24 protein-coding genes and 1 pseudogene are annotated in these 21,095 nt (G+C 67.5%); 24 read left to right on the forward strand and 1 reads right to left on the reverse strand.

Annotation, left to right across the window (positions count from 1 at the left end; all coding sequences use genetic code 11):
- The first annotated feature begins 1 nt into the window (after position 1).
- The 22 genes from ACWZHB_RS07675 to ACWZHB_RS07780 all read left to right on the forward strand — a co-directional run bounded on the left by ACWZHB_RS07675 (position 2) and on the right by ACWZHB_RS07780 (position 19,822).
- Positions 2-793, forward strand: coding sequence for an ABC transporter permease (locus tag ACWZHB_RS07675; RefSeq protein ID WP_427907227.1), 792 nt, complete (start codon positions 2-4; stop codon positions 791-793).
- A complete protein-coding gene (locus ACWZHB_RS07680) occupies positions 769-1,692 on the forward strand; it encodes an ABC transporter permease (protein WP_427907228.1) in 924 nt (307 codons plus the stop codon). Before ACWZHB_RS07675 ends, ACWZHB_RS07680 begins: the two co-directional genes overlap by 25 nt.
- Positions 1,685-2,506 carry an ABC transporter ATP-binding protein gene (locus ACWZHB_RS07685; protein WP_427907229.1) on the forward strand — a complete coding sequence of 274 codons (822 nt, stop codon included), beginning with the start codon at positions 1,685-1,687 and terminating at the stop codon, positions 2,504-2,506. The genes ACWZHB_RS07680 and ACWZHB_RS07685 overlap by 8 nt, the downstream gene beginning before the upstream one ends.
- Positions 2,506-3,381: an FAD binding domain-containing protein gene (locus tag ACWZHB_RS07690; RefSeq protein ID WP_427907230.1), complete on the forward strand. Its 876-nt coding sequence runs from the start codon at positions 2,506-2,508 to the stop codon at positions 3,379-3,381. Before ACWZHB_RS07685 ends, ACWZHB_RS07690 begins: the two co-directional genes overlap by 1 nt.
- Positions 3,374-3,922 carry a (2Fe-2S)-binding protein gene (locus ACWZHB_RS07695; protein WP_427907231.1) on the forward strand — a complete coding sequence of 183 codons (549 nt, stop codon included), beginning with the start codon at positions 3,374-3,376 and terminating at the stop codon, positions 3,920-3,922. The genes ACWZHB_RS07690 and ACWZHB_RS07695 overlap by 8 nt, the downstream gene beginning before the upstream one ends.
- Positions 3,919-6,339 (forward strand): xanthine dehydrogenase family protein molybdopterin-binding subunit, encoded by a 2,421-nt coding sequence (locus tag ACWZHB_RS07700; RefSeq protein WP_427907232.1) that lies wholly within the window; start codon positions 3,919-3,921, stop codon positions 6,337-6,339. Before ACWZHB_RS07695 ends, ACWZHB_RS07700 begins: the two co-directional genes overlap by 4 nt.
- The gene (locus tag ACWZHB_RS07705; RefSeq protein WP_427907233.1) at positions 6,330-7,172 is read left to right on the forward strand and encodes an aspartate dehydrogenase domain-containing protein; all 843 of its coding nucleotides are present in this window, start codon (positions 6,330-6,332) and stop codon (positions 7,170-7,172) included. The genes ACWZHB_RS07700 and ACWZHB_RS07705 overlap by 10 nt, the downstream gene beginning before the upstream one ends.
- 164 nt (positions 7,173-7,336) lie before the next feature.
- Positions 7,337-8,953, forward strand: a complete 1,617-nt coding sequence (locus tag ACWZHB_RS07710) for an aldehyde dehydrogenase (protein WP_427907234.1) — start codon at positions 7,337-7,339, stop codon at positions 8,951-8,953.
- A gap of 12 nt (positions 8,954-8,965) precedes the next feature.
- Positions 8,966-9,307 (forward strand): RidA family protein, encoded by a 342-nt coding sequence (locus ACWZHB_RS07715; protein WP_427907235.1) that lies wholly within the window; start codon positions 8,966-8,968, stop codon positions 9,305-9,307.
- A 44-nt stretch (positions 9,308-9,351) separates the two neighbouring features.
- Positions 9,352-9,870: a cupin domain-containing protein gene (locus ACWZHB_RS07720; RefSeq protein WP_427907236.1), complete on the forward strand. Its 519-nt coding sequence runs from the start codon at positions 9,352-9,354 to the stop codon at positions 9,868-9,870.
- Positions 9,871-9,901: 31 nt separating this feature from the next.
- Positions 9,902-10,855 (forward strand): PDR/VanB family oxidoreductase, encoded by a 954-nt coding sequence (locus ACWZHB_RS07725; RefSeq protein WP_427907237.1) that lies wholly within the window; start codon positions 9,902-9,904, stop codon positions 10,853-10,855.
- Between the two features lie 28 nt (positions 10,856-10,883).
- Complete coding sequence (locus tag ACWZHB_RS07730; protein WP_427907238.1) at positions 10,884-11,846, forward strand: VOC family protein; 963 nt, start codon at positions 10,884-10,886, stop codon at positions 11,844-11,846.
- Between the two features lie 18 nt (positions 11,847-11,864).
- A complete protein-coding gene (locus ACWZHB_RS07735; RefSeq protein ID WP_427907239.1) occupies positions 11,865-12,695 on the forward strand; it encodes an alpha/beta fold hydrolase in 831 nt (276 codons plus the stop codon).
- Positions 12,692-13,432, forward strand: a complete 741-nt coding sequence (locus ACWZHB_RS07740; RefSeq protein ID WP_427907240.1) for an SDR family oxidoreductase — start codon at positions 12,692-12,694, stop codon at positions 13,430-13,432. The genes ACWZHB_RS07735 and ACWZHB_RS07740 overlap by 4 nt, the downstream gene beginning before the upstream one ends.
- Before the next feature lie 54 nt (positions 13,433-13,486).
- Positions 13,487-14,275, forward strand: a complete 789-nt coding sequence (locus tag ACWZHB_RS07745) for an SDR family oxidoreductase (RefSeq protein ID WP_427907241.1) — start codon at positions 13,487-13,489, stop codon at positions 14,273-14,275.
- Between the two features lie 56 nt (positions 14,276-14,331).
- Entirely contained in the window at positions 14,332-16,008 is a 1,677-nt protein-coding gene (locus tag ACWZHB_RS07750; protein WP_427907242.1) for a thiamine pyrophosphate-binding protein, read from the forward strand.
- 4 nt (positions 16,009-16,012) lie between these two features.
- A complete protein-coding gene (locus tag ACWZHB_RS07755; RefSeq protein ID WP_427907243.1) occupies positions 16,013-16,603 on the forward strand; it encodes an alpha/beta fold hydrolase in 591 nt (196 codons plus the stop codon).
- Complete coding sequence (locus ACWZHB_RS07760; protein ID WP_427907244.1) at positions 16,596-16,823, forward strand: recombinase-like helix-turn-helix domain-containing protein; 228 nt, start codon at positions 16,596-16,598, stop codon at positions 16,821-16,823. The genes ACWZHB_RS07755 and ACWZHB_RS07760 overlap by 8 nt, the downstream gene beginning before the upstream one ends.
- A 1-nt stretch (position 16,824) precedes the next feature.
- Entirely contained in the window at positions 16,825-17,910 is a 1,086-nt protein-coding gene (locus ACWZHB_RS07765) for a Rieske 2Fe-2S domain-containing protein (RefSeq protein ID WP_427907245.1), read from the forward strand.
- The gene (locus tag ACWZHB_RS07770) at positions 17,907-18,248 is read left to right on the forward strand and encodes a hypothetical protein (protein ID WP_427907246.1); all 342 of its coding nucleotides are present in this window, start codon (positions 17,907-17,909) and stop codon (positions 18,246-18,248) included. Before ACWZHB_RS07765 ends, ACWZHB_RS07770 begins: the two co-directional genes overlap by 4 nt.
- Positions 18,245-18,643 (forward strand): RidA family protein, encoded by a 399-nt coding sequence (locus tag ACWZHB_RS07775; RefSeq protein WP_427907247.1) that lies wholly within the window; start codon positions 18,245-18,247, stop codon positions 18,641-18,643. The genes ACWZHB_RS07770 and ACWZHB_RS07775 overlap by 4 nt, the downstream gene beginning before the upstream one ends.
- A 51-nt stretch (positions 18,644-18,694) precedes the next feature.
- Entirely contained in the window at positions 18,695-19,822 is a 1,128-nt protein-coding gene (locus tag ACWZHB_RS07780; protein ID WP_427907248.1) for an FAD-dependent monooxygenase, read from the forward strand.
- A gap of 125 nt (positions 19,823-19,947) precedes the next feature.
- On the opposite strand, the gene ACWZHB_RS07785 is transcribed toward ACWZHB_RS07780, so the two are convergent.
- On the reverse strand, positions 19,948-20,091 hold the full coding sequence (locus ACWZHB_RS07785) for a hypothetical protein (RefSeq protein ID WP_427909398.1): 144 nt from the start codon (positions 20,089-20,091) through the stop codon (positions 19,948-19,950).
- 7 nt (positions 20,092-20,098) lie between these two features.
- Between ACWZHB_RS07785 and ACWZHB_RS07790 the strand changes: the two are divergent.
- Together ACWZHB_RS07790 and ACWZHB_RS07795 are read left to right on the forward strand one after the other, a co-directional pair.
- A pseudogene (locus ACWZHB_RS07790) lies at positions 20,099-20,309 on the forward strand (hypothetical protein); the annotation flags it as partial.
- A gap of 365 nt (positions 20,310-20,674) precedes the next feature.
- Complete coding sequence (locus tag ACWZHB_RS07795; RefSeq protein WP_427907249.1) at positions 20,675-20,920, forward strand: hypothetical protein; 246 nt, start codon at positions 20,675-20,677, stop codon at positions 20,918-20,920.
- The last annotated feature ends 175 nt before the right edge of the window (positions 20,921-21,095 follow it).

The following is a 21,095-nucleotide window of genomic DNA, read 5'->3' on the forward strand; positions in this document are numbered from 1 at the left end:
GATGAATCTCCTCAGTGAGCCACTCGGCCGGAATCAGCGGATCGCCTACGGAATCGTGGGCGTGCTCGGGACGGCCGCTGTGACCGAAGTGGTTATCCGAACCGGATTGATCTCCACCCCCGGTCTGCCCGTTCCGAGCCGGGTACTGGCGGAGACCGGCGCACTGTTCCGAGATCAAATCTTCTGGCAGGAAGTCGGTTTCACCCTTCGGGAATGGATGCTTGGCCTGCTGATCGCCACCGCGGCCGGGATGCTGCTCGGTGGCCTGATGGGCGCCTTCGCGAAGGTGTTCCTGGCCTTCGAACTCCCGGTCGAGGTCTTCCGGGTCCTGCCGTCGGTCGCGTTGGGCCCGGTCCTGGTGTTGCTGCTGGGTTCGGGAATGTTGCCGCTCTCGATCACGGTGGCGCTCGCGTGCATGTGGCCGATCCTGCTGAACACGCTGTACGGAGTCCGAGCCACCGACGCCACCGCCGTGCAGACGGCCCGCACCTTCGGTCTCTCGGGGATCGCGATCCTGCGGCGGATCAAGATTCCCAGCGCACTTCCGTTCGCGTTCACCGGGATCCGGATCGCGGCGTCGATCGGACTCATCGTCGCCGTCAGCGCGGAACTGCTGATCGGCAACGGTCAGGGCATCGGTGGCTACATCCTGCTCAACAGCGCGAACGCGACCAACCTCGACACCGTCTACGCCGCGACGCTGGTGGCGGGTGTTCTCGGCCTGGCGGTGAGCACGGCCTTCACCGCCCTGGACAACAAGGTGTTCGCATGGAAGAAGGGGCTGGCCCAGTGATGGTCGCATCGACCGACGAGAGCGGGGTCGCCGCGCCTGCGGTTCGACCGGATACGAAACCTCGCGCCGTCGGTTCGGCCGCGCGCACACGCGGCTCCCTGTCGCTGGTGTTGGGCAACACGGGCATCCGGCTGCTGGTTCCGGTGCTGATCCTCGCCGCGTGGTGGGCGCTGTCGCAGTCGGAGATCGGTTCGCTGATCGTCGCTGAGCCGTTCGCGGCATTCGAGCGGGTCTTCACCGATTTCTTCAGCCTCGACGCCGGCCGTCTGTTCCTCGGCGACGCGACCTTCGACCACTTCTTCCCCAGCGTCTACCGCGCGATGGTGGGACTGCTGCTTGCCGTCGTGGTCGGGGTCGTGCTGGGTGTCGCGCTCGGCATCGTTCCGGTGCTGACGGCGCTGTTCCAGCCGCTCATCCACCTCGGACGATCGCTGCCGAGCCCGGCGCTGCTCGGGGTGTTCTTCTTCCTGTTCGGAACAGGGGACAGCCCGAAGATCTTTCTCATCGCGTTCTCCGTGGTCTGGCCGATCCTGTTCAACACGATCGACGGTGTCCAGAGCGTCGGAACAGGCCGGATGCAGACCGCCGCGGTGTTCAAGATCTCGCGCTGGAATGTGCTGACGCACGTGATTCTGCCCGGAGCAGGGCCGAAGATCTTCGCCGGCGTGCGGACCGCGATGTCATTGTCGCTCATCATCATGATCATCTCCGAACTGCAGAAAGCCGAGAACGGTCTCGGGTATCTGCTGATCCAGACCCAGCGCAACTTCGACTACACCGGATTCTGGTCCGTTCTGATCGTGTTGGCCGCGCTCGGCGTCGCACTCAACTTCATCTTCGTGTTCGTCGAACGGCGGGCGTTGGCCTGGCACCGAGGAGTGACTCAGCAAAATGACTAGGACAGATGTGGCGACCACGTCCGCGGAGCTGGTCCTCACCGGCATCTCGAAGTCGTACGGAACCAACCTGGCAGTCCGCGATATCACTGCTGTCGCACCCGCGGGCAAGGTCAGCGTTATCGTCGGACCCTCCGGTTGCGGCAAGTCGACCCTCCTGCGGATTATCAGCGGACTCGATGTGCCGACGACCGGTGCGGCCACCTTCGACGGGCGACTGGTATCCGGCGTACCCGACGGCCTGGCCATGGTTTTCCAGGACTACGCGCGCTCGCTGTTCCCGTGGATGCGGGTGGACAAGAACATCGCGTTCCCGCTCGCGCACCTTCCGCGCGCCGCGCGCACCGCCCGGGTACAGGAAGCCATCGACGCGGTCGGCCTGTCGGGCAAGGAGAAGCTCTACCCGTGGCAGATGTCGGGCGGTATGCAACAGCGTGTTGCCATCGCCCGGGCGCTGGCCAGCCACCCGAAGCTGCTGCTCATGGACGAGCCGTACGCGTCGGTCGACGCCCAGACCCGCGCCGAACTCGAGGATCTGCTCCTGACGATCCAGGCGCGGCTCGGGATCACCGTCCTGGTCGTCACCCACGATATCGACGAGAGCGTCTACCTGGCCGATCACATCATCGTGTTGTCCAGGCCGCCGAGCATCGTGGCCGAGACGATCGAGGTCGACCTGCCGCGCCCGCGCGATCACATCACCACCAAAACGGACCCGAGATTCGTCGAGATCAGATCACACGTGACGAAACTGTTGCGCGGTGACGGCGTGGCGGCCGACGACCCGAGTCACCCGGTTGTGAGCAAGGCGCACTGATGCGGGCCACGGTCGACGGATCCGGAATCGTCGCGCAGAGTCAATCGGCTCTCGCGCCGTTCCGGTTGTACCGCCCCGAGTCGATCGCCGAGGTGAAGGCGGTGCTCGCGGCAGACCCGGAGGCGGTGCTCGCGGCCGGCTGCAGCGACCTGGTAGCCAGGATCCGTGAGGGCTGTGCGCCCGGTGCCCTGGTATCGCTGCGGAAAGTGGCGGGTTTGACGGCGATTACGCACGACGGCGGTGTGCTGCGCCTGGGGTCGATGGTCACCCATCACAAGGGCGCGACCAGTGCGACGGTCGCCGCGGCGATCCCCGGACTCGCGGCGGCGTGGTCGCGGATCGCCACTGTCCGGATCCGGTACACCGGTACGGTCGGTGGGAACCTCATGGCGCGGCGATACCGCTACGAGATGCCTTTGATACTGGGTGCACTCGATGCCCAGTTGTCGATCTCGGACCGCCGCACCCTCGTCCCCGGGGACCTATGGACCGACGACACCACCGCGCTGCTCACCGGTATCGGGGTGTCCACCGTGGATCTGGTGTGGTTCGGATACGAGCGTTCGATGCGCCCCACCACGACGGTCGCCATGGCGATCCGCCGTGGTGCCGATGCCGCCCTGTCCGTCCATGCCACTGCGGGGTCGGAGTACCGCAAGGGCGTCTCGCTGCGCGCCGACACCGCCGCTACCTCGGTCGCCGATATCGACGCGGTGTCGACCGCCGCAGTGCTCGCCGCCCAACTCCCGGACGGTGTCGCCGATTACACCGGGTCCGCCGAGTACCGCAGGCACCTTGTCGCGGTACTGACCCGCAGGTTGCTCCGCGAGGCGGCCACCGCCACCCATCATCGTGAGGACGAACCGCATGTGTGATCCCGACTCCGAGACGAACGCGGCCGGCGCGGACGTGCCGCCGGGTGCGCTCGACATCTCGATAGAGTTCAGTCTGAACGGCGAAAAGCAGAACTGCACAATAGATTCCAGCGCGGTCCTGCTCGACATTCTCCGCGAGGACTTCGGCTGCCGGGGCGTGCGGCGTTCGTGTGAACGCGGCGTCTGTGGGGCCTGCACGGTACTCGTCGACGATATCCCGGTCGCCTCCTGTTCGACGTTCGCGTTCGCGGTCGAGGGAGCTTCCGTGGAGACCGTCGAAGGACTGGCGGCTCCAGACGGAACTCTCTCGCCGCAGCAGCAGGCCTTCGCGGAATGCGGTGGCTACCAGTGTGGTTTCTGCACCTCCGGCATGCTGATGCTGACGACCGGTCTGCTACGCCGGGAACCCCGGCCCGATCGCGGCACCATCCGCGAGTGGATCAGTTCCAACACCTGCCGGTGCACCGGTTACGAGATGATCATGGAATCCGTCGAACGCGCGGCGGCACTGACTGCCGCGCCGGACGGGGAGCACGAATGACCGCGGTAGCGGATCGGCCGAGTGGCCGCGGCCAACGGGTCGAGGCCCGTACCCACGTGGTGGACGACCGGGTGATCGGCGGGTACCGAATCCGGGAACTGCCGACGGCGCCGCCGCAACACCGGGTGGTCGGGCGGGACGGCCCACGTGCGGACGCGACGGCCAAGGTCACCGGAAGGGCCGTGTACGGCGCCGATATCGTGCGCCCGGGCATGCTGCACGCGAAAGTGCTGCGGAGCCCGCACGCGCACGCCCGCATCCTCTCCATCGACGCCTCGGCCGCGCGGGCGCTTGCCGGCGTCACCGCGGTCGTCACCCAGGACGAGATCGACGGGCTGCAGTGTTACGGGACGATGGTCAAGGACCAGCCGGTGGTCGCGACCGGCGTCGTTCGGTACGTCGGCGACGTGGTGGCCGCGGTCGCCGCCGCCGATGAGCGCACCGCGCTCGCGGCACTGGATCTGATCCGGGTCGAGTACGAGGTGCTGCCCGCGGTGTTCACCGTCGACGAGGCACTCGCGGATTCGGCGCCGGTCATCCATCCGGACGAGCCGTTCGGGGTGATCCCGAAGTACGGGCAAGGCGCGTCGGCGTCGCTGCGCAGTGCACCGAACGTGAGCTACGAGTTCCGGTACAGCACTGGCTCGCCCTTGGTCTGGGACAGTTGTGACCACGTTTTCGAGGACACCTTCCAGTTCTCGCGGATGAACCATATGCATCTCGAACCGTTCGTCACCGTCGCGGAGGCGAGCGCCGACGAGATCGAGGTGTGGACCTCGACGCAGGCGCCGTTCAACCTGCGCAAGGAGCTCTCGCGTGTTTTCGGGCTGCCGGAGAACCGGATCCGCGTCCATGTGCCGTTGCTCGGCGGCGGCTTCGGCGCGAAGAACGGGCCCAAGGCCGATCCGGTCGCGATCCGGCTCTCGCAGCTCAGCGGCGGGCGGCCGGTCCGGTTCTGTATGACCACCGAGGAAGTGTTCCTCACGGTATCGCAGCACGCGGCGACCCTCATCGTGAAATCGGGTGTGCGGGCCGACGGTACGTTCGTCGCGCGGCAGTCGACGGTGCTGCTCAACGGCGGTGCCTACGCCGAGCACAGCCCCGCGGTCGCGGAGAAGGCCGGCTACCGGATGCCCGGCGCCTACCGATGGCAGCATATCGATTCGGTGTGCAGGGTCGTCACCACCAACACCGTCCCGGCCGGCGCCTACCGTGGATTCGGTGGCACGCAGGCGACGTGGGCCAGTGAGCGGCAGGTCGACTTGATCGCCGACCGCCTCGGACTCGATCCATACGAATTGCGGGTGCGCAACCTCAAGGCACTCGGCGAGGAATTCGTTCCGGGCGAGTCCGGTATCGACTCCGATCTGGTGGCGGGGATGCGGGTGGTCGCCGACGCGATCGGCTACCACGAGCGCGCCCGTACCGGGAACCGGGGTATGGGCGTTTCGGTCGGGGTCAAGGACGGCGGCGGTATCAACAAGCCGGCCATGGCACGGGTCAAGGTCACCACCCGGGGCGACGTCCTGCTCAACTGCGCACTCACCGAGATGGGGCAGGGCGGGCACTCCGCGATGGCGCAACTCGTCGCCGAGGTGCTGCACTGCAATCCCGCCCGGGTGGCCTACGCACGTATCGACACCGACAACACCCCGTTCGACCAGGGCACCAATGCCTCCTCGGGAGTGGTGGTGATGGGGCAGGCGGTGCGGACGGCGGCCGAGAAGCTTCGAGATCAGGTACTCGACTGGGCCGGTGCGCAACTCGCCATCGATCCCGCCGGACTCGAGCTCGTGGACTGGCGTGTGCACACCGCCGACGGGGCGGTGCACGACCTGTTTCCGATGATCATGGAGGTCTTCGGGAACACCGGATTCGAGTTCTCCGCCGACGGTTTCTACAAGGCGCGTAACGATCACCGCGCTCCGCTCGAGGCGCCGTGTGTTTTCTGGGAGATCGGCTGGGCGGCCGCTGAAGTGGAGGTCGACCCCGAGACGGGCCGGATCACCGTGCTGCAACTGGCGGTCAGCGGTGACGCAGGCAAGGTGATCAACAAGATCGCGTGCCGCGGTCAGGACGAAGGGGCCTCGGTGTTCGGGCTGGGGCAGGCGTTGTTCGAGGAACTCCGGTACGACCCGGACGGTGAACTGCTCAACGCCGAGGCGCTGCTGTACCGGGTACCGCTCGCCGAGGATATCCCCGAACGGTTCGTCTCGATCACCCAGGAACAGGGCCACGGCGCGGGGCCGTTCGGCAGCAAGGGCATGGGGGAGGGCGGGATGCTGCCCGTAGCGAGCGCAATCGCCCAGGCAGTCGCCGACGCGGTGGGCGCGCAGATCACCGAACTGCCGCTGTCACCGCAACGGGTCTACGAGGCGATCGCCGCGCGCAGTGCGGAGGTGCCGCGGTGTCGTTGACGCACAGTGGCACACACCCCGCCGCCGCAGCGGTCTGCGGGCGGAATCCGGTGCGGGTGTGTGTGCTCGGTTACGGGAGTATCGGCGCGGTCGTGGCCGACCGGCTCCGCCGAGGGGATGTGCCCGGTGCAGAACTCGTCGGGATCGTCAATCGGTCACCGGTCGCGAATCTCCCGGCGCCCGCGCTCTTGCTTGCGCAGGCGCTCGAAGTCGCGGATGTGGTGGTCGAATGTGCGTCGCAGGAGGCGGTATGGGAGGTCGCCCAGCAAGTGGTCGACGCGGGGCGGGACCTGCTGGTGTCGTCGGTCGGGGCACTGTCGGACCCTGCGTTCGCGCAGCGGATCGCGGGTAGCGGGCCTGGGCGGGTCGTGTGCACACACGGCGCGGTCGGCGGCCTGGACCTGCTCGCCGCCGCACGCGACGCGGCGCCGTTCGAACGAGTGCTCGTCCGGTCGACGAAATCGCCGGGATCACTGCTACAGCCGTGGATGGATGCGGCGCAGCGGCACCGGATCAGCACCACGGCGACGCGGCTGCGCGTTTTCGCGGGCAGCCCGGCCGAAGCGGCGCGACTGTTTCCGAAATCGCTCAATGTCGCTGCCGCGGTGAGTTTCGCGGTGCGCGACTGGGAGACGGTAGCGGTCGAGTTGTACGCCGATCCGGACGCGGACCTGACCTGTCACGAGATAGAGGCCTCGGGCCCGATCGGCAGATACTCGATCAAGATCGAGAATCTGCCGAGTGCGGACAATCCGCGCACCAGCGCGGTGGTGCCGTACTCCATCCTGCGGACGCTGGCCCACCTGACCGGTCATCCGAATCTCATCGCCTGACCGACCCGCGCGACGCTACGGCGAGCACCCCAAAAGGCCCCGGCCGGTGCCCGTTTCGACGAAATGACGCATATATCTTGACGCCAAGTATCTTTTAGCTCAGACTCTTTTCAAGAAGGCATTCGGAGCTCATAGGGCCCCGGACAGTCTGCGACAGAGAACGGATGAAGACTCCGATGGACTTACAAGGCAGCACGAGCACTCGTTCGCAGCAGGCGGCAAGGGGGATCTCCACCTTCGGGCCGCAAGCCCGGACCGTGCCCGCCGACGCCGCGGGTCTCGATCGGACGCTGGTAGCCGCACCGGTTCCGGATACGACCGACGAGATCTTCGTCGCCGGCCGGTGGGTCCGCGGGTCGGGCGCGGTCATCGAGTCGGTCGATCCGGCGACAGGCCGCGTCTTCGCCCGTCTGCACGGCGCCGTCGAGAGCGACGTCGACCTGGCCGTCGACGGCGGGCGGCGGGCCGTCGCGAGTTCCGGCTGGGCCGAGCTGCTACCGCACGAGCGTGCGGCCGTCCTGTACCGAATCGGTACCGCGATCGAGGCCAATATCGACCGCATCGCCGCACTGCAAACCGCTGACACCGGAAAGACACTGGTCGAGACCGGTGCACTCGCGCGCAGTGCCGCCGGCACCTTCCGGTTCATGGCGGCGGCCCTCGAGACAATGGAGGACGCGATCACGCCCCGACGCGGCCCGTTCCTCACCTTCGCGACCTACGAGCCGATGGGCGTCGTCGGCGCCATCACCCCGTGGAACTCGCCGATCGCCTCGGACGCGCAGAAGATCGCCCCGGCCCTCGCGGCGGGCAACGCGGTGGTCGCCAAACCGCCGGTATGGGCGCCGTGGGTGACCCTGCTGCTGGCCCGGCTGGCGGAGGAGGCGGGCCTGCCCGCCGGCCTGTTGTCGGTCCTGCCCGGCCCGGGGCGCAGTGTCGGCGACGCGCTCATCCGGCACCCAGGAATCGGCAAGATCTCGTTCACCGGTGGCACCACGACCGGTCGCGCGCTGGCACATGTCGCCGCGGAGAAGCTGATGCCGATCACTCTCGAACTCGGCGGTAAATCACCCACCATCGTCTTCGCCGACGCCGACCTCGATCAGGCGCTCGCCGGGGTCATGTTCGGAATCTTCTCCTCGTCGGGCCAGAGTTGTATCGCGGGATCCCGGATCTTCGTGCAGCGCGCGGTGTACGACGAATTCGTCGACCGCCTGGTCGCGGCGACCACTGCACTGCGAGTGGGACCGGGCACCGATCCACGAACCCAGGTGGCGCCCATGGTCACCCGCGAGCATCGGGACGGGGTCGCGGCGATGGTCGACGATGCGGTACGCGCGGGCGCCACGGTGCTGTGCGGCGGCACGGTCCCCACGGATCCAGAACTCGCCGACGGCGCGTACTACCTGCCCACCGTGCTCACCGGCGTCCCGAACAGCGCGACGGTCTGCCAGGAGGAGATCTTCGGGCCCGTAGCCGTCGTGCTCCCGTTCGAGGACGAAGCCGACGTCCTCGCGCAGGCCGACGACACGGTGTTCGGCCTGGCCTGTGGGATCTGGACCGCGGACTACCGGCGCGCCTGGCGGACGGCCCGCGCCGTGCAGGCCGGAACAGTGTGGATCAACACCTATAAGCAGTTCAGTATCTCGACTCCGTTCAGCGGGCTGAAGGACAGCGGGATCGGCACCGAGAAGGGCCGCGACGGAATCCGGTCCTACATGAACCAGAAGAGCATCTACCTCGACGTGTCCGGGCAGCCGCTGCCCTGGGCAGGTCTGTGAGAAGGGAGCACCATGAGCGCTCATCCCTACAGCCCGGCCTTCGGTGTCGCGGGCTTCGGATTCGTCTCCGGCGCACTGTCGGTCGACGCGGACGGTATCGCGGTCCCCGGCCGCCGGGCGGCTCTCGAAGCCGCGATGGCCCGGCTGAGCGAACGACTCTCGACCATCGATATGACGCTCGAGAACGTCGTGAAGACCACCTACTTCGTCACCGACGTCGCCCTGCGCGACGAGGCGAACCGGCACTACGAGGCGGTGTTCGCCGAACCGCGTCCGGCCCGGTCGTTCGTCGAGGTCGCTGCGCTGCCCTACGGCGCGACGGTCGAGATCGAGGCCATCGCCCACCGCGGGTAACGCACCCGCACAACACGGATCACCTCTTAAGGAAGGCACACATCATGTCCAGCACCGAAAAGACCGGCGTCGACCTCGACGCCCTGATCGACTCCTGCATCGCCGCCGCCGAAACCCGCTACGAGGACTGGGACACGCTCGGGTTCCAGGCGGCCCAGGGCGGTGACCGGTTCAAGCGGGCACAGATCCGCTATATCGGCTCGGGTGCCACCGGCAACCACGACACCGACAACAACATCATCAAGGCCGATCACTTCACCTTCTCCAATATGCGTCTGCCCGCGGGTGCGGTCGGCCCCGAGCACACCCACCACGACGTCGAAGAGGTGTTCTACGTTCTCGAAGGTGAGATCGAGGTCGCCGTTCACGATGTCGAGGACGGGACGAAGAAGGCGGTGCGCACCCTCGGCTACCGCGATCTGATCCGCGTACCCGCCGGGGTGCCGCGCAGCCTCGCGAACGTCTCCGACGCCGACGCGCTGTTCTGCGTCATCATCGGCACCCCCAAGCCGCAACTGCCCACCTACCCGCCCAGCTCCGAAATGTTCGGCGTCACTCGCTGATCGAGTACCGGAACAAGTACGAGGAGCCCCGATGGACGAGCCGATGAGGCGGACGCTGCGCGTCCAGCAGAAGACCTGGGAAGCCGACGGTGTCATCAGCGTGACGCTGACCGACCCGTCCGGTGCCGAGCTGTCGGCCTGGGAACCAGGTGCGCACCTCGCGCTGCACCTGCCGAACGGGCTCGTTCGGGAGTACTCGCTCTGCTCGGATCCCGCCGATCGGTCCCGGTGGACGGTAGCGGTGCTGCGCAAGTCGGATTCGCGCGGAGGCAGCACCTATATCCACGACCTCCTGCCGGTCGGCGGGCTCCTCGAGGTCGAGGGCCCCCGCCAGAACTTCGCGATCGACACCGCGAGCCGCCACATCCTGGTCGCGGGCGGAATCGGTATCACGCCGATTCTGTCGATGGTGCGGAGTCTGCACCGCGAGGACGCGAACTGGACGCTGCTCTACACCGGACGATCCCGGTCGACGATGGCGTTTCTCGACGAGCTCGACTCCCTGCCCGCCGATCGCGTGACGATCCACGCGGACGACGCGGCAGCGGGTCGATACCCCGATCTCGCCGGGCTGCTCGGGGATATCGACGGCGATGTGGTCGCCTACTGCTGCGGTCCCGAGTCGTTGATGACCGCATGCTCCGACGCGCTGACCGATCCCGGGCAGTTGCGTATCGAACGATTCAAGGCACCCGAACCGATCACCACCGGCGCGGACACCGCCTTCGATGTGATCCTCGCCAACAGTGGCCGGCGGATCCCGGTCGCCCCGGACATCTCGGTCCTGAGTGCCCTGCAGAACGCCGGTGTGCCGGTGGAGAGCTCGTGTACGGAGGGTATCTGCGGTACATGCGAGGTCAGCGTCGTCAAAGGCGACGTCGAGCACCGTGACTTCCTGCTCTCGCCCGAGGAACAGCAGACGGGCGACACCATGTTCGTCTGCGTTTCCCGCTGCCGCTCCGCCGAACTCGTCCTCGACCTGTAACCGGCCACCCTCGACAGAAAGGTCGATCATGCGATTCACCGAAACACCGGTCTGTACTCTCCGGGCGTTGCGGTCGGTGTCGGTCACGGTGTCCGATCCGGCCCGCTCGCGCGACTTCTACCACGAAGCCTGGGGCTTGAGCACCGTCGACGAAGACGGTGACACCTTCTGGCTACGTGCCACCGGCAGCGAGCACCACGTCCTGCAACTGCGCGCCGGTGTCGGCAACGCACTGGACCGGATCTCGTTCGCGGTCGGAACTCCGCGCGAGGTCGACGACGCGGCCGGCGCACTGCAGAAGCTCGGAATCCCCCTGCTACGCGAGCCCGGCCGACTCGACGACGCCGGCGGCGGCTACGGCTTGCAACTCATCGATCCCGAGGGACGCTGCCTCGAACTGTCCGCCGATACGTTCGCCGTCTCCGCGCAGGAACCGGCAGGTCGCCGGGCAATTCCCCGAAAACTCGCGCACATCGTGCTCAACACCAGCGATATCGATCGCACCGCGGACTTCTACACCCAGGTGCTCGGTATGCGGATCTCGGACTGGTCCGAACATCAGATGACCTTTCTACGGTGCAATTCCGACCACCACGTCATCGCCCTCAACCAAGCCGCCTTCCCGTCCATCAATCATGTGGCCTACGAGATGGAGAGCCTCGACCATTTCATGCGCGGGCTCGGCAGCCTCAAGCGCAGCGGTATCGACCCGCAGTGGGGTCCCGGCCGGCACGGACCGGGTGACAACACCTTCTCCTACTTCACCGATCCGGCCGGGCTGGTGTGCGAGTACACCTCCGAGGTGGCACAGATCGACGAAGACAGATGGCTGTGCCGGACCTGGAAGCGCACCCCCGAACTCTCCGACCAGTGGGGGACGGCGGGTCCGCCGACGACTACGGTCCGGGCGGCGATGGCCGGAGTACCCGATCTCGGGCACCGCGGCCGGGTCGCCGCGGGCATCGACGACTACTTCTACGGCGGACAGTGACATGCGGGAGATGCAGCCGTGACCGGCACGGCCGAGTCGCACGCCCGGGTGACCCGGTGGGTTTCGGCGCGGGGGATCTCGCTCGAGGTGCGTGGCACGGGTGATCCGGTGCTGCTCCTGCACGGCATCGGCGGCAGCGCCACGGCCTGCGGTCCATTGGCCGAAGTGCTGAGCGCGCGTGGCTATCGCACCTACTGCTGGGACGCGCCGGGATACGGGCGGTCCGCCGATCCGGCGCCGAGCGCGGACGGACCGGCCGAGCGCTACGACCACGCAGCGGCGGTCGCGGAACTGATCACCGAGCTCGGTAGCGAGCCGATCCATCTGATCGGCACGTCGTGGGGCGGGGTGATCGCGACCGCGGTCGCGATCGCGAATCCGGCGTCGGTCCGCTCGCTCGTGCTGGCCGACAGCACCCGCGGCTCGGGCGTGAACACCGATCGGGCGCGGGGCATGCGTGCACGAATCGGCGAACTGCGTGAGCTCGGCGGCCCGGCGTTCGCGGCAGCCCGGGCGCGGCGGCTGGTCTCGCCTGCCTGTGACGACGAGATCGCGCGCGCGGTGGAATCGGAGATGGCACGAGTCCGTCTGTGCGGCTACACCGCTGCCGCCGAATTCATGGCCCGCACCGACACCGGGCCGAGTCTGGCCGGCGTGGCGGCACCCACGCTGGTGCTGGTCGGAGCGGACGACATCGTCACGGGCGTCGACGAATCCCGGTTGCTCGCCGACGCGATTCCCGGGGCGCGCTTCGGGCTGATCCTGGGTGCGGGCCATGCGGCAATACAGGAGAAGCCGGCCGAGACGGCCGCGCACATCCTGCGGCTCTGGAAGGAACTGGACCGATGAGCAGACTGATCGTGGTCACCGGCGCGGGCCGTGGACTTGGTTTCGCGATCGCCGAACAGCTGGCCGCCGCGGGCGACCGGGTCGTCATCGCGGAGATGCGTGCCGAGCTGGCCGAAGGTGCCCAGAAGTCGTTGCGGGACAAGGGGTACGACGTCACCTCGGTGGTCACCGATATCGCCGATCGTGATTCGGTGGTGGCCCTCGCGAGCCGGGTGGAGGCACTGGGTGGAGCGGACGCGCTGGTCAACAACGCGGCGCTCGCTGACGGTGTGGGCGGTGACGCCTTCTGGGAACTCGATGAGGAGTTGTTCCAGAAGGTGATGACCGTCAACGCGTTCGGGACCTGGCTGGTCAGCAAGCACCTGTTCCCCCAGTTGGTCCGCGGTGGCAACGGCGCCATCGTGAACATCGCCTCCGACGCCGCCCTGTACGGCTCGCCGCGCCTGGTGCACTATGTCGGATCCAAGGGCGCGGTCATGGCGATGACCCGCACGATGGCGCGAGACGGCGGCCCGCACGGGCTGCGGGTCAATGCCGTCGCACCCGGCTTGACCCGGGTGGAGGCGACGGCCACGGTGCCGGCGTCGAGATATCAGCTCTACGCCGACAACCAGGTTCTGGCTCGCGAACAGACCCCCGGCGATGTCGCGGGCACGGTGCAGTTCCTGCTCTCGGACGCGGCGAGCTACCTGACCGGTCAGACCCTGGTGGTCGACGGTGGATTCGTCATGAACTGACCGTTGTCCCCGGCTATCCGGAACACCTTCCCCGCACAAGGAGACCGACCTTCGATGGATCTGCAACTCACCGACCGCACCGTGGTCGTCACCGGCGCGAGCTCCGGTGTGGGGCTCGCGACGACACGGATGCTGCTCGCCGAGGGCGCCCGGATCGCCGCCTGCGCTCGCGACCTGGATCGGCTACGCGCCGCGATCGACTCGATCGACGGGGTCGATCCCGCCAGGGTCTACCTCGCCGCCTGCGATGTCACCGACCGCGACGAGGTCGAATCCTTCGTCGGCGCCGCTGACGCGCACTTCGGCGGTATCGAAGGACTGGTGTGCAATGCCGGACGCTCGCTCATGGCGCCACTGTCGCAGACCACCGACGAGCAGATCCGCGCGGAATTCGACCTGAAAATCTTCGGCGCCTGGAATCTGGTGCGCGCGGCCCGCGGCCCGCTCGCGGCCGCGGACCGCGGCTCCGTCGTCACCGTCAACGCGATCCTGGCGCGTCAGCCGGAGCCCCGCCTGGCCGTCACCTCGGCCGCGCGTGCGGCTCTGCTCAACCTCACCCACTCCATGGCCGAGGACCTCGCCGCGGACGGCACCCGGGTGAACTCGGTGCTGCTCGGGCTCGTCGACACCGGCCAGTGGCGCCGCCGTTTCGAGGACTCGGGCACCGCCCTCGACTACGACGCGTGGAGCGCGGAGATCGCCGCCGACAGCGGAATAGCGCTTGGCCGGTTCGGCACCGCCGAGGAGGTCGCGTTCCAGATCGTCACCCTGCTGTCGCCGCTGAGCGGCTACACCACCGGCACCAGCATCGACGTCGGCGGCGGCGTCGGCCGCTACATCTGACCATCAGCCCGGCCCGGCGTATCCGCCGTTCCCAGAACTCTTTCGGAGGACACACCATGACGACCACCGACAGCCCCGGCGCGAAGGGGCCCACCGGGGGCGATGTGCTCGTCGCTGTCATGCGCAGGCACGGCATCGACACCGCGTTCGGCGTGCTCAGCATCCACAATCTGCCCCTGGTCGAAGCGGTGGCGCGGGAGCTGAAGTTCGTGGCGGTGCGCCACGAGGCAGCGGCGGTCAACGCCGCCGACGGTTACGCGCGCGCGACCGGAAAGATCGGTGTCGCGATCACCAGCACGGGGACCGGCGCAGGCAACGCCGCCGGGTCCATGCTCGAAGCGCTGACCGCGGGGAGCAGGGTGCTGCACGTGACCGGCCAGATCGAGAGCGAGTACCTCGGCTCCGGCGGGTCGACGCGGGGCGTCATCCACGAGGTGCCCAAACAACTGCAGATGCTCGATGCCGTCTCCCGCTATGCGGCGACCATCGAACGCGCGCAGGACGTCGAAGCGGATCTGGAAACCGCCATCGCCCATATCCTGGCCGTTCCGCAGGGCCCTGCCAGCGTCGAATGGCCATCGGACCTGCAGTATCTGGCGCGTCCGGCCGATCAGCGCGGATACGAGCCGCCGACTCTCCACGCGCCGGTACCGGACAGCGCCGCGATCGCCGAGGCCGTCGCGTTGCTGTCGGCGGCCGAACGTCCCCTGCTCTGGGTGGGCGGGGGCGCGGCCGGCGCGAAGGACGAACTGGCCGCGCTGCTGCACACCCTCGGGGCGGGCCTGCTGACCAGCAATTCCGGGCGGGCGATCGTGCCCGAGGACGATGCGCTGGTGATCGGGAACTTCGCGACGGCGCCGGAGGTCGCGCCACTGCTCGCGGATGCCGATCTGTTGCTGTCGATCGGTACCCACTTCCGCTCCAACGAGACCAAGAGCTACCACCTGCGGTTACCTGTCACGCAGATCCAGATCGATGTGGATCCGGCGGCCATCGGCCGTGTCTATCCAGCGAAGGTCGGCATCGTGGGGGATGCCGCGGCCACCCTCGCCGCGATCAACGACGGCCTGACGAGCACATCGGTGGATCCGGGCTGGTCCGATCGGGTCACCGGCACCAGGGTGGCGGTCCGTGCCGCGCTCACGGACTATATCGGCGGTTACGCCGAGATCTGCGAAGGGTTGCGGTCGGTCCTGCCGCGCGAATCTGTGGTGGCACGCGATGTGACCATCCCGTCCAGCCAATGGGGCAACCGATTGCTGCCCTTCTACGAACGCGAGACCAATATCTTCCCCCTCGGCGGTGGTATCGGTCAGGGGCTTGCCATGGGGATCGGCGCCGCGCTCGGCCGTCCCGAGGTGCCGACCGCCGTGATCGCCGGCGATGGCGGTCTCGCCGTGCACCTCGGCGAACTCGCCTCGCTCGCAGGCAGCGGCGCCTGGTGCGTCGTGGTGATCTTCAACGACGGCGGGTACGGCGTACTGCGGAATATGCAGGAGGCCAACGGTTTCGACCGATCCGGTGTCGACCTGTTCACGCCTCGGTTCGATCTGCTCGCGGCCGCGCTCGATATTCCCTACACCCTGGTCCAGGGCCAAGGACGTTTCGAGCGGGCGTTCGCGGACGCGGTGGCGCAGCGTGGTCCGGCGATCGTCGAGGTCGATGTCGCGGCGGTCGAACCGACACCCGGCCCGTTCACCCCACCTGTGCACATCCCGGTTCGAGAGGGCTGAACCGATGACCACTGACGAATGGGACGACGACAGTCCGGCGCACGCGCTGGTGTGTCTCCACGCCGGACCGGAGCCGGCGCGCTGGTTCGCCGATCAGGTCGCGGCACTCGGCGCGATCGCCCACCGATGCCGCGCGCTGGACTCGGCCGACCCCGAGTCCGTCGACGCCTGGGTGAACGAGGTCGCGTCCGCCGTGACAGCCCTCGGCCACGACCGCGTGCACCTCCTGGCCACGGGCGCCACGGCATACAGCGCCATCGCTTTCGCCGCCTGCCGCCCCGCGCTCGTCACCAGCCTCGTGCTCGGCGATCCGGAGGTCGAGCCGGACATTCCCGGCTACGGCGAACTCCTGGCGCGCGTGACCGCCCCGAGCCTGGTGATCGCCTCGGTCCCAGACGAGCACACCGACATCGCTCGCGCACAGAGCATCGCCGGTGGGATCGACAACGGTGTGTTCGTCGTCATCGACGGTGCCACGATCCCGGCCCACCGCAACCGTGCCAGTTCGTTCAACGAATGGGTCACCGCGTTCACCATCATCGCCGAAGGTCTCGATGCCATGGCATCGGAACGACAGGAGAAAGCCAATGCCTGAGAAAGCCGCGCACTACCTCGAACCCGAACAGACCCACCCCGAGCCGATCAGCCCTTACGAGACCAAGCTGTCCGGTTCGATCATGGAGATCTTCGGCCGGGGCGTCCACGATCTGCCCGGACTGATCGCGGGACTGAACGATCTGGGGCTGCACGCCCCCGACGGGCAGGACTGGAGCGAGGACAATTTCCGCGCTGAGATGCGACGACTGGGAGACTGAGATGAACACCGTGACCACATCCGTCCCGACCGCGACCGGCGGTCCGAAGAAACGCGCGGTCGGCGTCCGGAGAGAGATGACCGCGGCCGATATCGCCGCTGACGGGCTGCGCGACCGGTGGTATCCGATTCTGCCCTCGCGCATGGTGAAGCCCGGTGAGTCCAAGAAGGTCACCCGTCTGTCCGTCGACTGGGTGCTGTTCCGAGACTCGCGGGGCACCGTTCATATGCTCGAGGACCGCTGCCCGCACCGCAGCGCTCCGCTGTCGGTCGGTCAGCACCTCGGCGACCGGCTCGCCTGCAAGTACCACGGCGTCCAAGTGGACGGCACGGGCACCGTCGTGTCCGTGCCAGGTATGCCAGGCTGCGCGCTCGAAGGTAAACAGGCGACGGTGTCGTTGCGGGTCGTCGAGGCCGCCGACACCATCTTCGCGTTCGTTCCGCTGACCAAGGAATCCGAGCCGACGCCGTTCGTCCTGCCCGACCGGCTCACCGACGAGGCAGTCTCCTGGTTTCCGAACTTCGCGGAGTGGGCCGGACCCTGGCGCTTCTATATGGACAATGTCCTCGATCCGATGCATGGTGCGTTCCTGCACCGCGATTCGCATTCGATGTTCGGCGGTGACACGTCGGCTCGCTTCCGGATCCGGGAGACCGACCGCGGCTTCTTCTTCGAGAAAACCGATCAGGTCGGCGTGAACTTCGACTGGGTCGAGTACGTGCGCGGATCCATGGACTACGTCGACCTGGAGATCCCGTACGGCCCGACCGCAGGCCCCGGCGGGGTTTTCGGCATCGTCGGCATGGCCACACCGATCGACGCGGGCAACTCCGCGATCTTCCACTGGCGCACCCGCCGAGTAGCCGGTTGGGAGCGTGAAGTGTGGCGCTTCCTGTATCGCACCCGGCTCGAGGCCCGGCACTGGGAGGTACTCGAACAGGACCGCGAGGTGCTCGAGGCGCTGGCCGCCGACGCCGATCACGAGGAACACCTGTATCAGCACGACTTGGGTGTCTCGCGGATCCGTCGCATCTACCGGGCGGATGCGAAGAAGCAGGCGGCGATCCTGGCGGGCGAGCCGGTATGAGCGCGACCCGGGCGGACCCCGCCGAAAGCATGATGCTGACCGTGTTCCTCCGGCACGACCAGTCACAGAACCTGGAACAGCTTCAGAGCAGGCTCGACGACGCCGGCTGGTGGCAGCACTTTCCGCCGGCCGGCTGCGAGGTGGTCTCCTGGGTTGTCGCGATGGGCGTGGGACAGATCGTGACGCTGCGGCTACCGGCGGCGTTGCTCGCCGCCGTCAACGTGGAGCTGGAACGGCGGGCGTGGGGTGTGTTCCACACCGACTTCTACCCGACCTACGATTTCGTGCCGGTACGCGAGCGGCTTGCCCGCGAATCCGGCGAGCGGCGCAGCGCATGACCAGGGTTGCGGCGCAGACGGTTCCGGAACCGCCGCGGCCTGGCATGTTCAGCAACGCCAGGGTCCACGGCGATCAGTTCTTCCTGTCCGGGATGCACGCCGGCGGCCCCGACGGACCCGTGGGCGGCGCCGACGCCTACGCGCAAGCCAAAGAGGCATTTCGGCGGGTACGGGCGCTCACCGAGGCCTGCGGGGCCGCGGTGGACGACATCCTGGTCTTGCGCATCTATCTGACCGATATCGCCGATCGCGCACTGGTCGGCAGGGCACGCTCCGAGGTGTTCGCCGGCGACTTCCCGTGCTCGACGCTCGTCGAGGTGTCGGCACTCGTCGAGCCCGGCCTGAAAGTGGAGATCGAGGCCCATGGGGTCGTCGGATCACACAACCGCACCTGACCCACCGCCGGTCCGGATCGGATCGGCACTCTCGAAAGGTTGAAAGGGATCATGAGCAAGGCACTGAGTGTGGCTGTGTGTGGGGCGGGCATCGGCGGTCTCACCGCGGCCCTCGCGCTCCGAAAGATCGGTATCGACGCGCAGGTTTTCGAGCGGACCCGCCGATTCGCCCGGGTCGGCGCAGATATCAACCTGACCCCGAATGCCGTGCGGGCCCTGGATGGTCTCGGTCTGGGTGCAGCGCTGCGGGATTCGGCTGCCCGGCCGCAGTTCAGGATCAGCCGGACCTGGGATACGGGCGCGGAGACCTCGCGGCTCGAGATGGGCTCGTCCGCGGAGGCACGTTACGGGTCACCGCAGCTCACCCTGCACCGCGGTGACCTCATGTCCGCCCTCGAGGCGGCGCTGCCAGGGGAAAACGTCTCTTTGGGCAGGCAGGTCGTCGACGTCGGCGACGGGGCGATCCATTTCGCCGACGGCGGAACGCATCGGGCCGACGTGATCATCGGTGCGGACGGTATCCATTCGGCCGTGCGCACCGCGTTGTTCGGTCAGGAGCACCCCACGTTCACCGGTGTCGTGGCATTTCGCGCGGTGGTCCCGGCTTCGGCGGTCGCCGCGGTGCCGAATCTGGACAGTTTCACCAAATGGTGGGGGCCGGACGCCGCGACGCAGATCGTGACGTTCCCGCTGAGCCAGGGCAAGGACATCTTCATCTTCGCCACGTGTGCGCAGCACAGGTGGACCGAGGAGTCGTGGACGACCCCCGGCAGCGCCGACGAACTGCGCGAGTTGTACCGGGACTTCCATCCGGAGGCGCGCGCCTTGCTCGACGCCTGCGGCGACGTGCTGAAATCTGCTCTGTACGTGCGTGATCCGCTGCCGTCGTGGACCGAAGGCACGGTCGCACTTCTCGGCGACGCGTGCCATCCGATGATGCCGTTCATGGCGCAGGGGGCAGGTCAGGCGATCGAGGACGCAGTGGTGCTGGCGCGCTGCCTCGGATCCGACAGCTACGCCGGCGCGGCCGATGCCCTGGCCGGATACGCGAACACCCGGATGGACCGGGCCGCACGGATCCAGCGTGGCTCCAGGTCGAACGAATGGCTGAAAGCTGCGGGCAACGGTGACTGGGTGTATGAGTACGACGCCTGGAACACGCCGCTGGCCAGGGCTTGACCGTGCGGAACGACGAGGTACCGCCCGTTCGCTCGGCGACACTCCTCGATGTGCGCCATGGATCGACAGGGTGCGTGAGGCCGGCGAGAGCCCGTCTGCTGTGAGCGGCGGTCGTCAGCGAGGAATCAGGACCCGAACTCCGGGCCGTCACGGTGAGTGTCGAACACCGCGTTGGTCCGATAGGCCTGCGCGAGTTCAGCATTGGTGACCGGATCGGCGAGCCACCGGTAATGCGGTTGGTGCGCGATGTCGAGGACCCGGCACGTCACCGCGCCGCTGTTCCAGGTCCTGACCGAATGCGAGGAGCCGCGGCTTTTGCGCGGCGATCGTCGACCGGCCCACTTTCGGCGGGCACATCGTCGAAACCGGCACCGATTCCTACCGACTTGCCCACACCCGAGCCGAAAAGCTGAACCTCCACCCGCCGCTGGAATGCGAACAGTCACAAGCTCTTCGGCTGCAAGTGAGTAACTGTCGAGGTCGGTGAAGCGACACCCGCCTCGGCGGATGGAGCGCCATCACTGGCTGGTGCTGTCGCGCGTCATTCGCGTTCGGCCGACCGATCAGCCGCGGTGAGCAGTCAAGATGAGAAGGTCTGGCGGGGAGGAAGACGATCATGGCTCAAACCGCGGAGCAATTTCGCCGCAAGGACCTACTCGCCGGCCGAGCGGTGTTCGATTTCGCGACCAGAATTTAGCTGCAAGCCGCCGAACTGATGCCGAGATTCGCGACCAACGGCCCGCAGGGGGTGGCCGGGGAGAAAGTGGTCGAAGGCTCCCGTCCACCGGGAAAGTCTCAGGGGAGTCCGGCGGGGCGATTCTAGTGTGACTCCGACCACTGGGATGCTCCAGTGTGATCCAACTGATATCCGCTAGGGAGTCCGAATCCATCCAGGACATCCAGGACCGCGGCAGCAAGCGCGCGGTGATCTTCTCCCATGGCGGCGCCATCATGTTCTGGGCACTCATGTCCGTCTCCAACCCTGACATGAGCAAGCTGCAGACCGATCCGCTGCACAACACCGGCCGGGTGGTCGTGAAGGGCACCCCGGCGAAGGGCTGGAAGCTCGTCTCGTGGGACGGCCATTCCGCCGGCTGATCCGCCACTCGTTGCGCCCGCCGCGGTCTGCGGCGGCAGGTGAGTTGATGGGCAATTGACCGGACGCCATACGAGGTGCCGCGACATGGTCCGCTGCCGACAGTGTCGGCCGCGGACCATGTCGTCTCATACCTCGGCAATAGGGGCATTTGGAAAGCGGTGGTGCGGCGATTCG

Source organism: Nocardia sp. FBN12 (assembly GCF_054031145.1).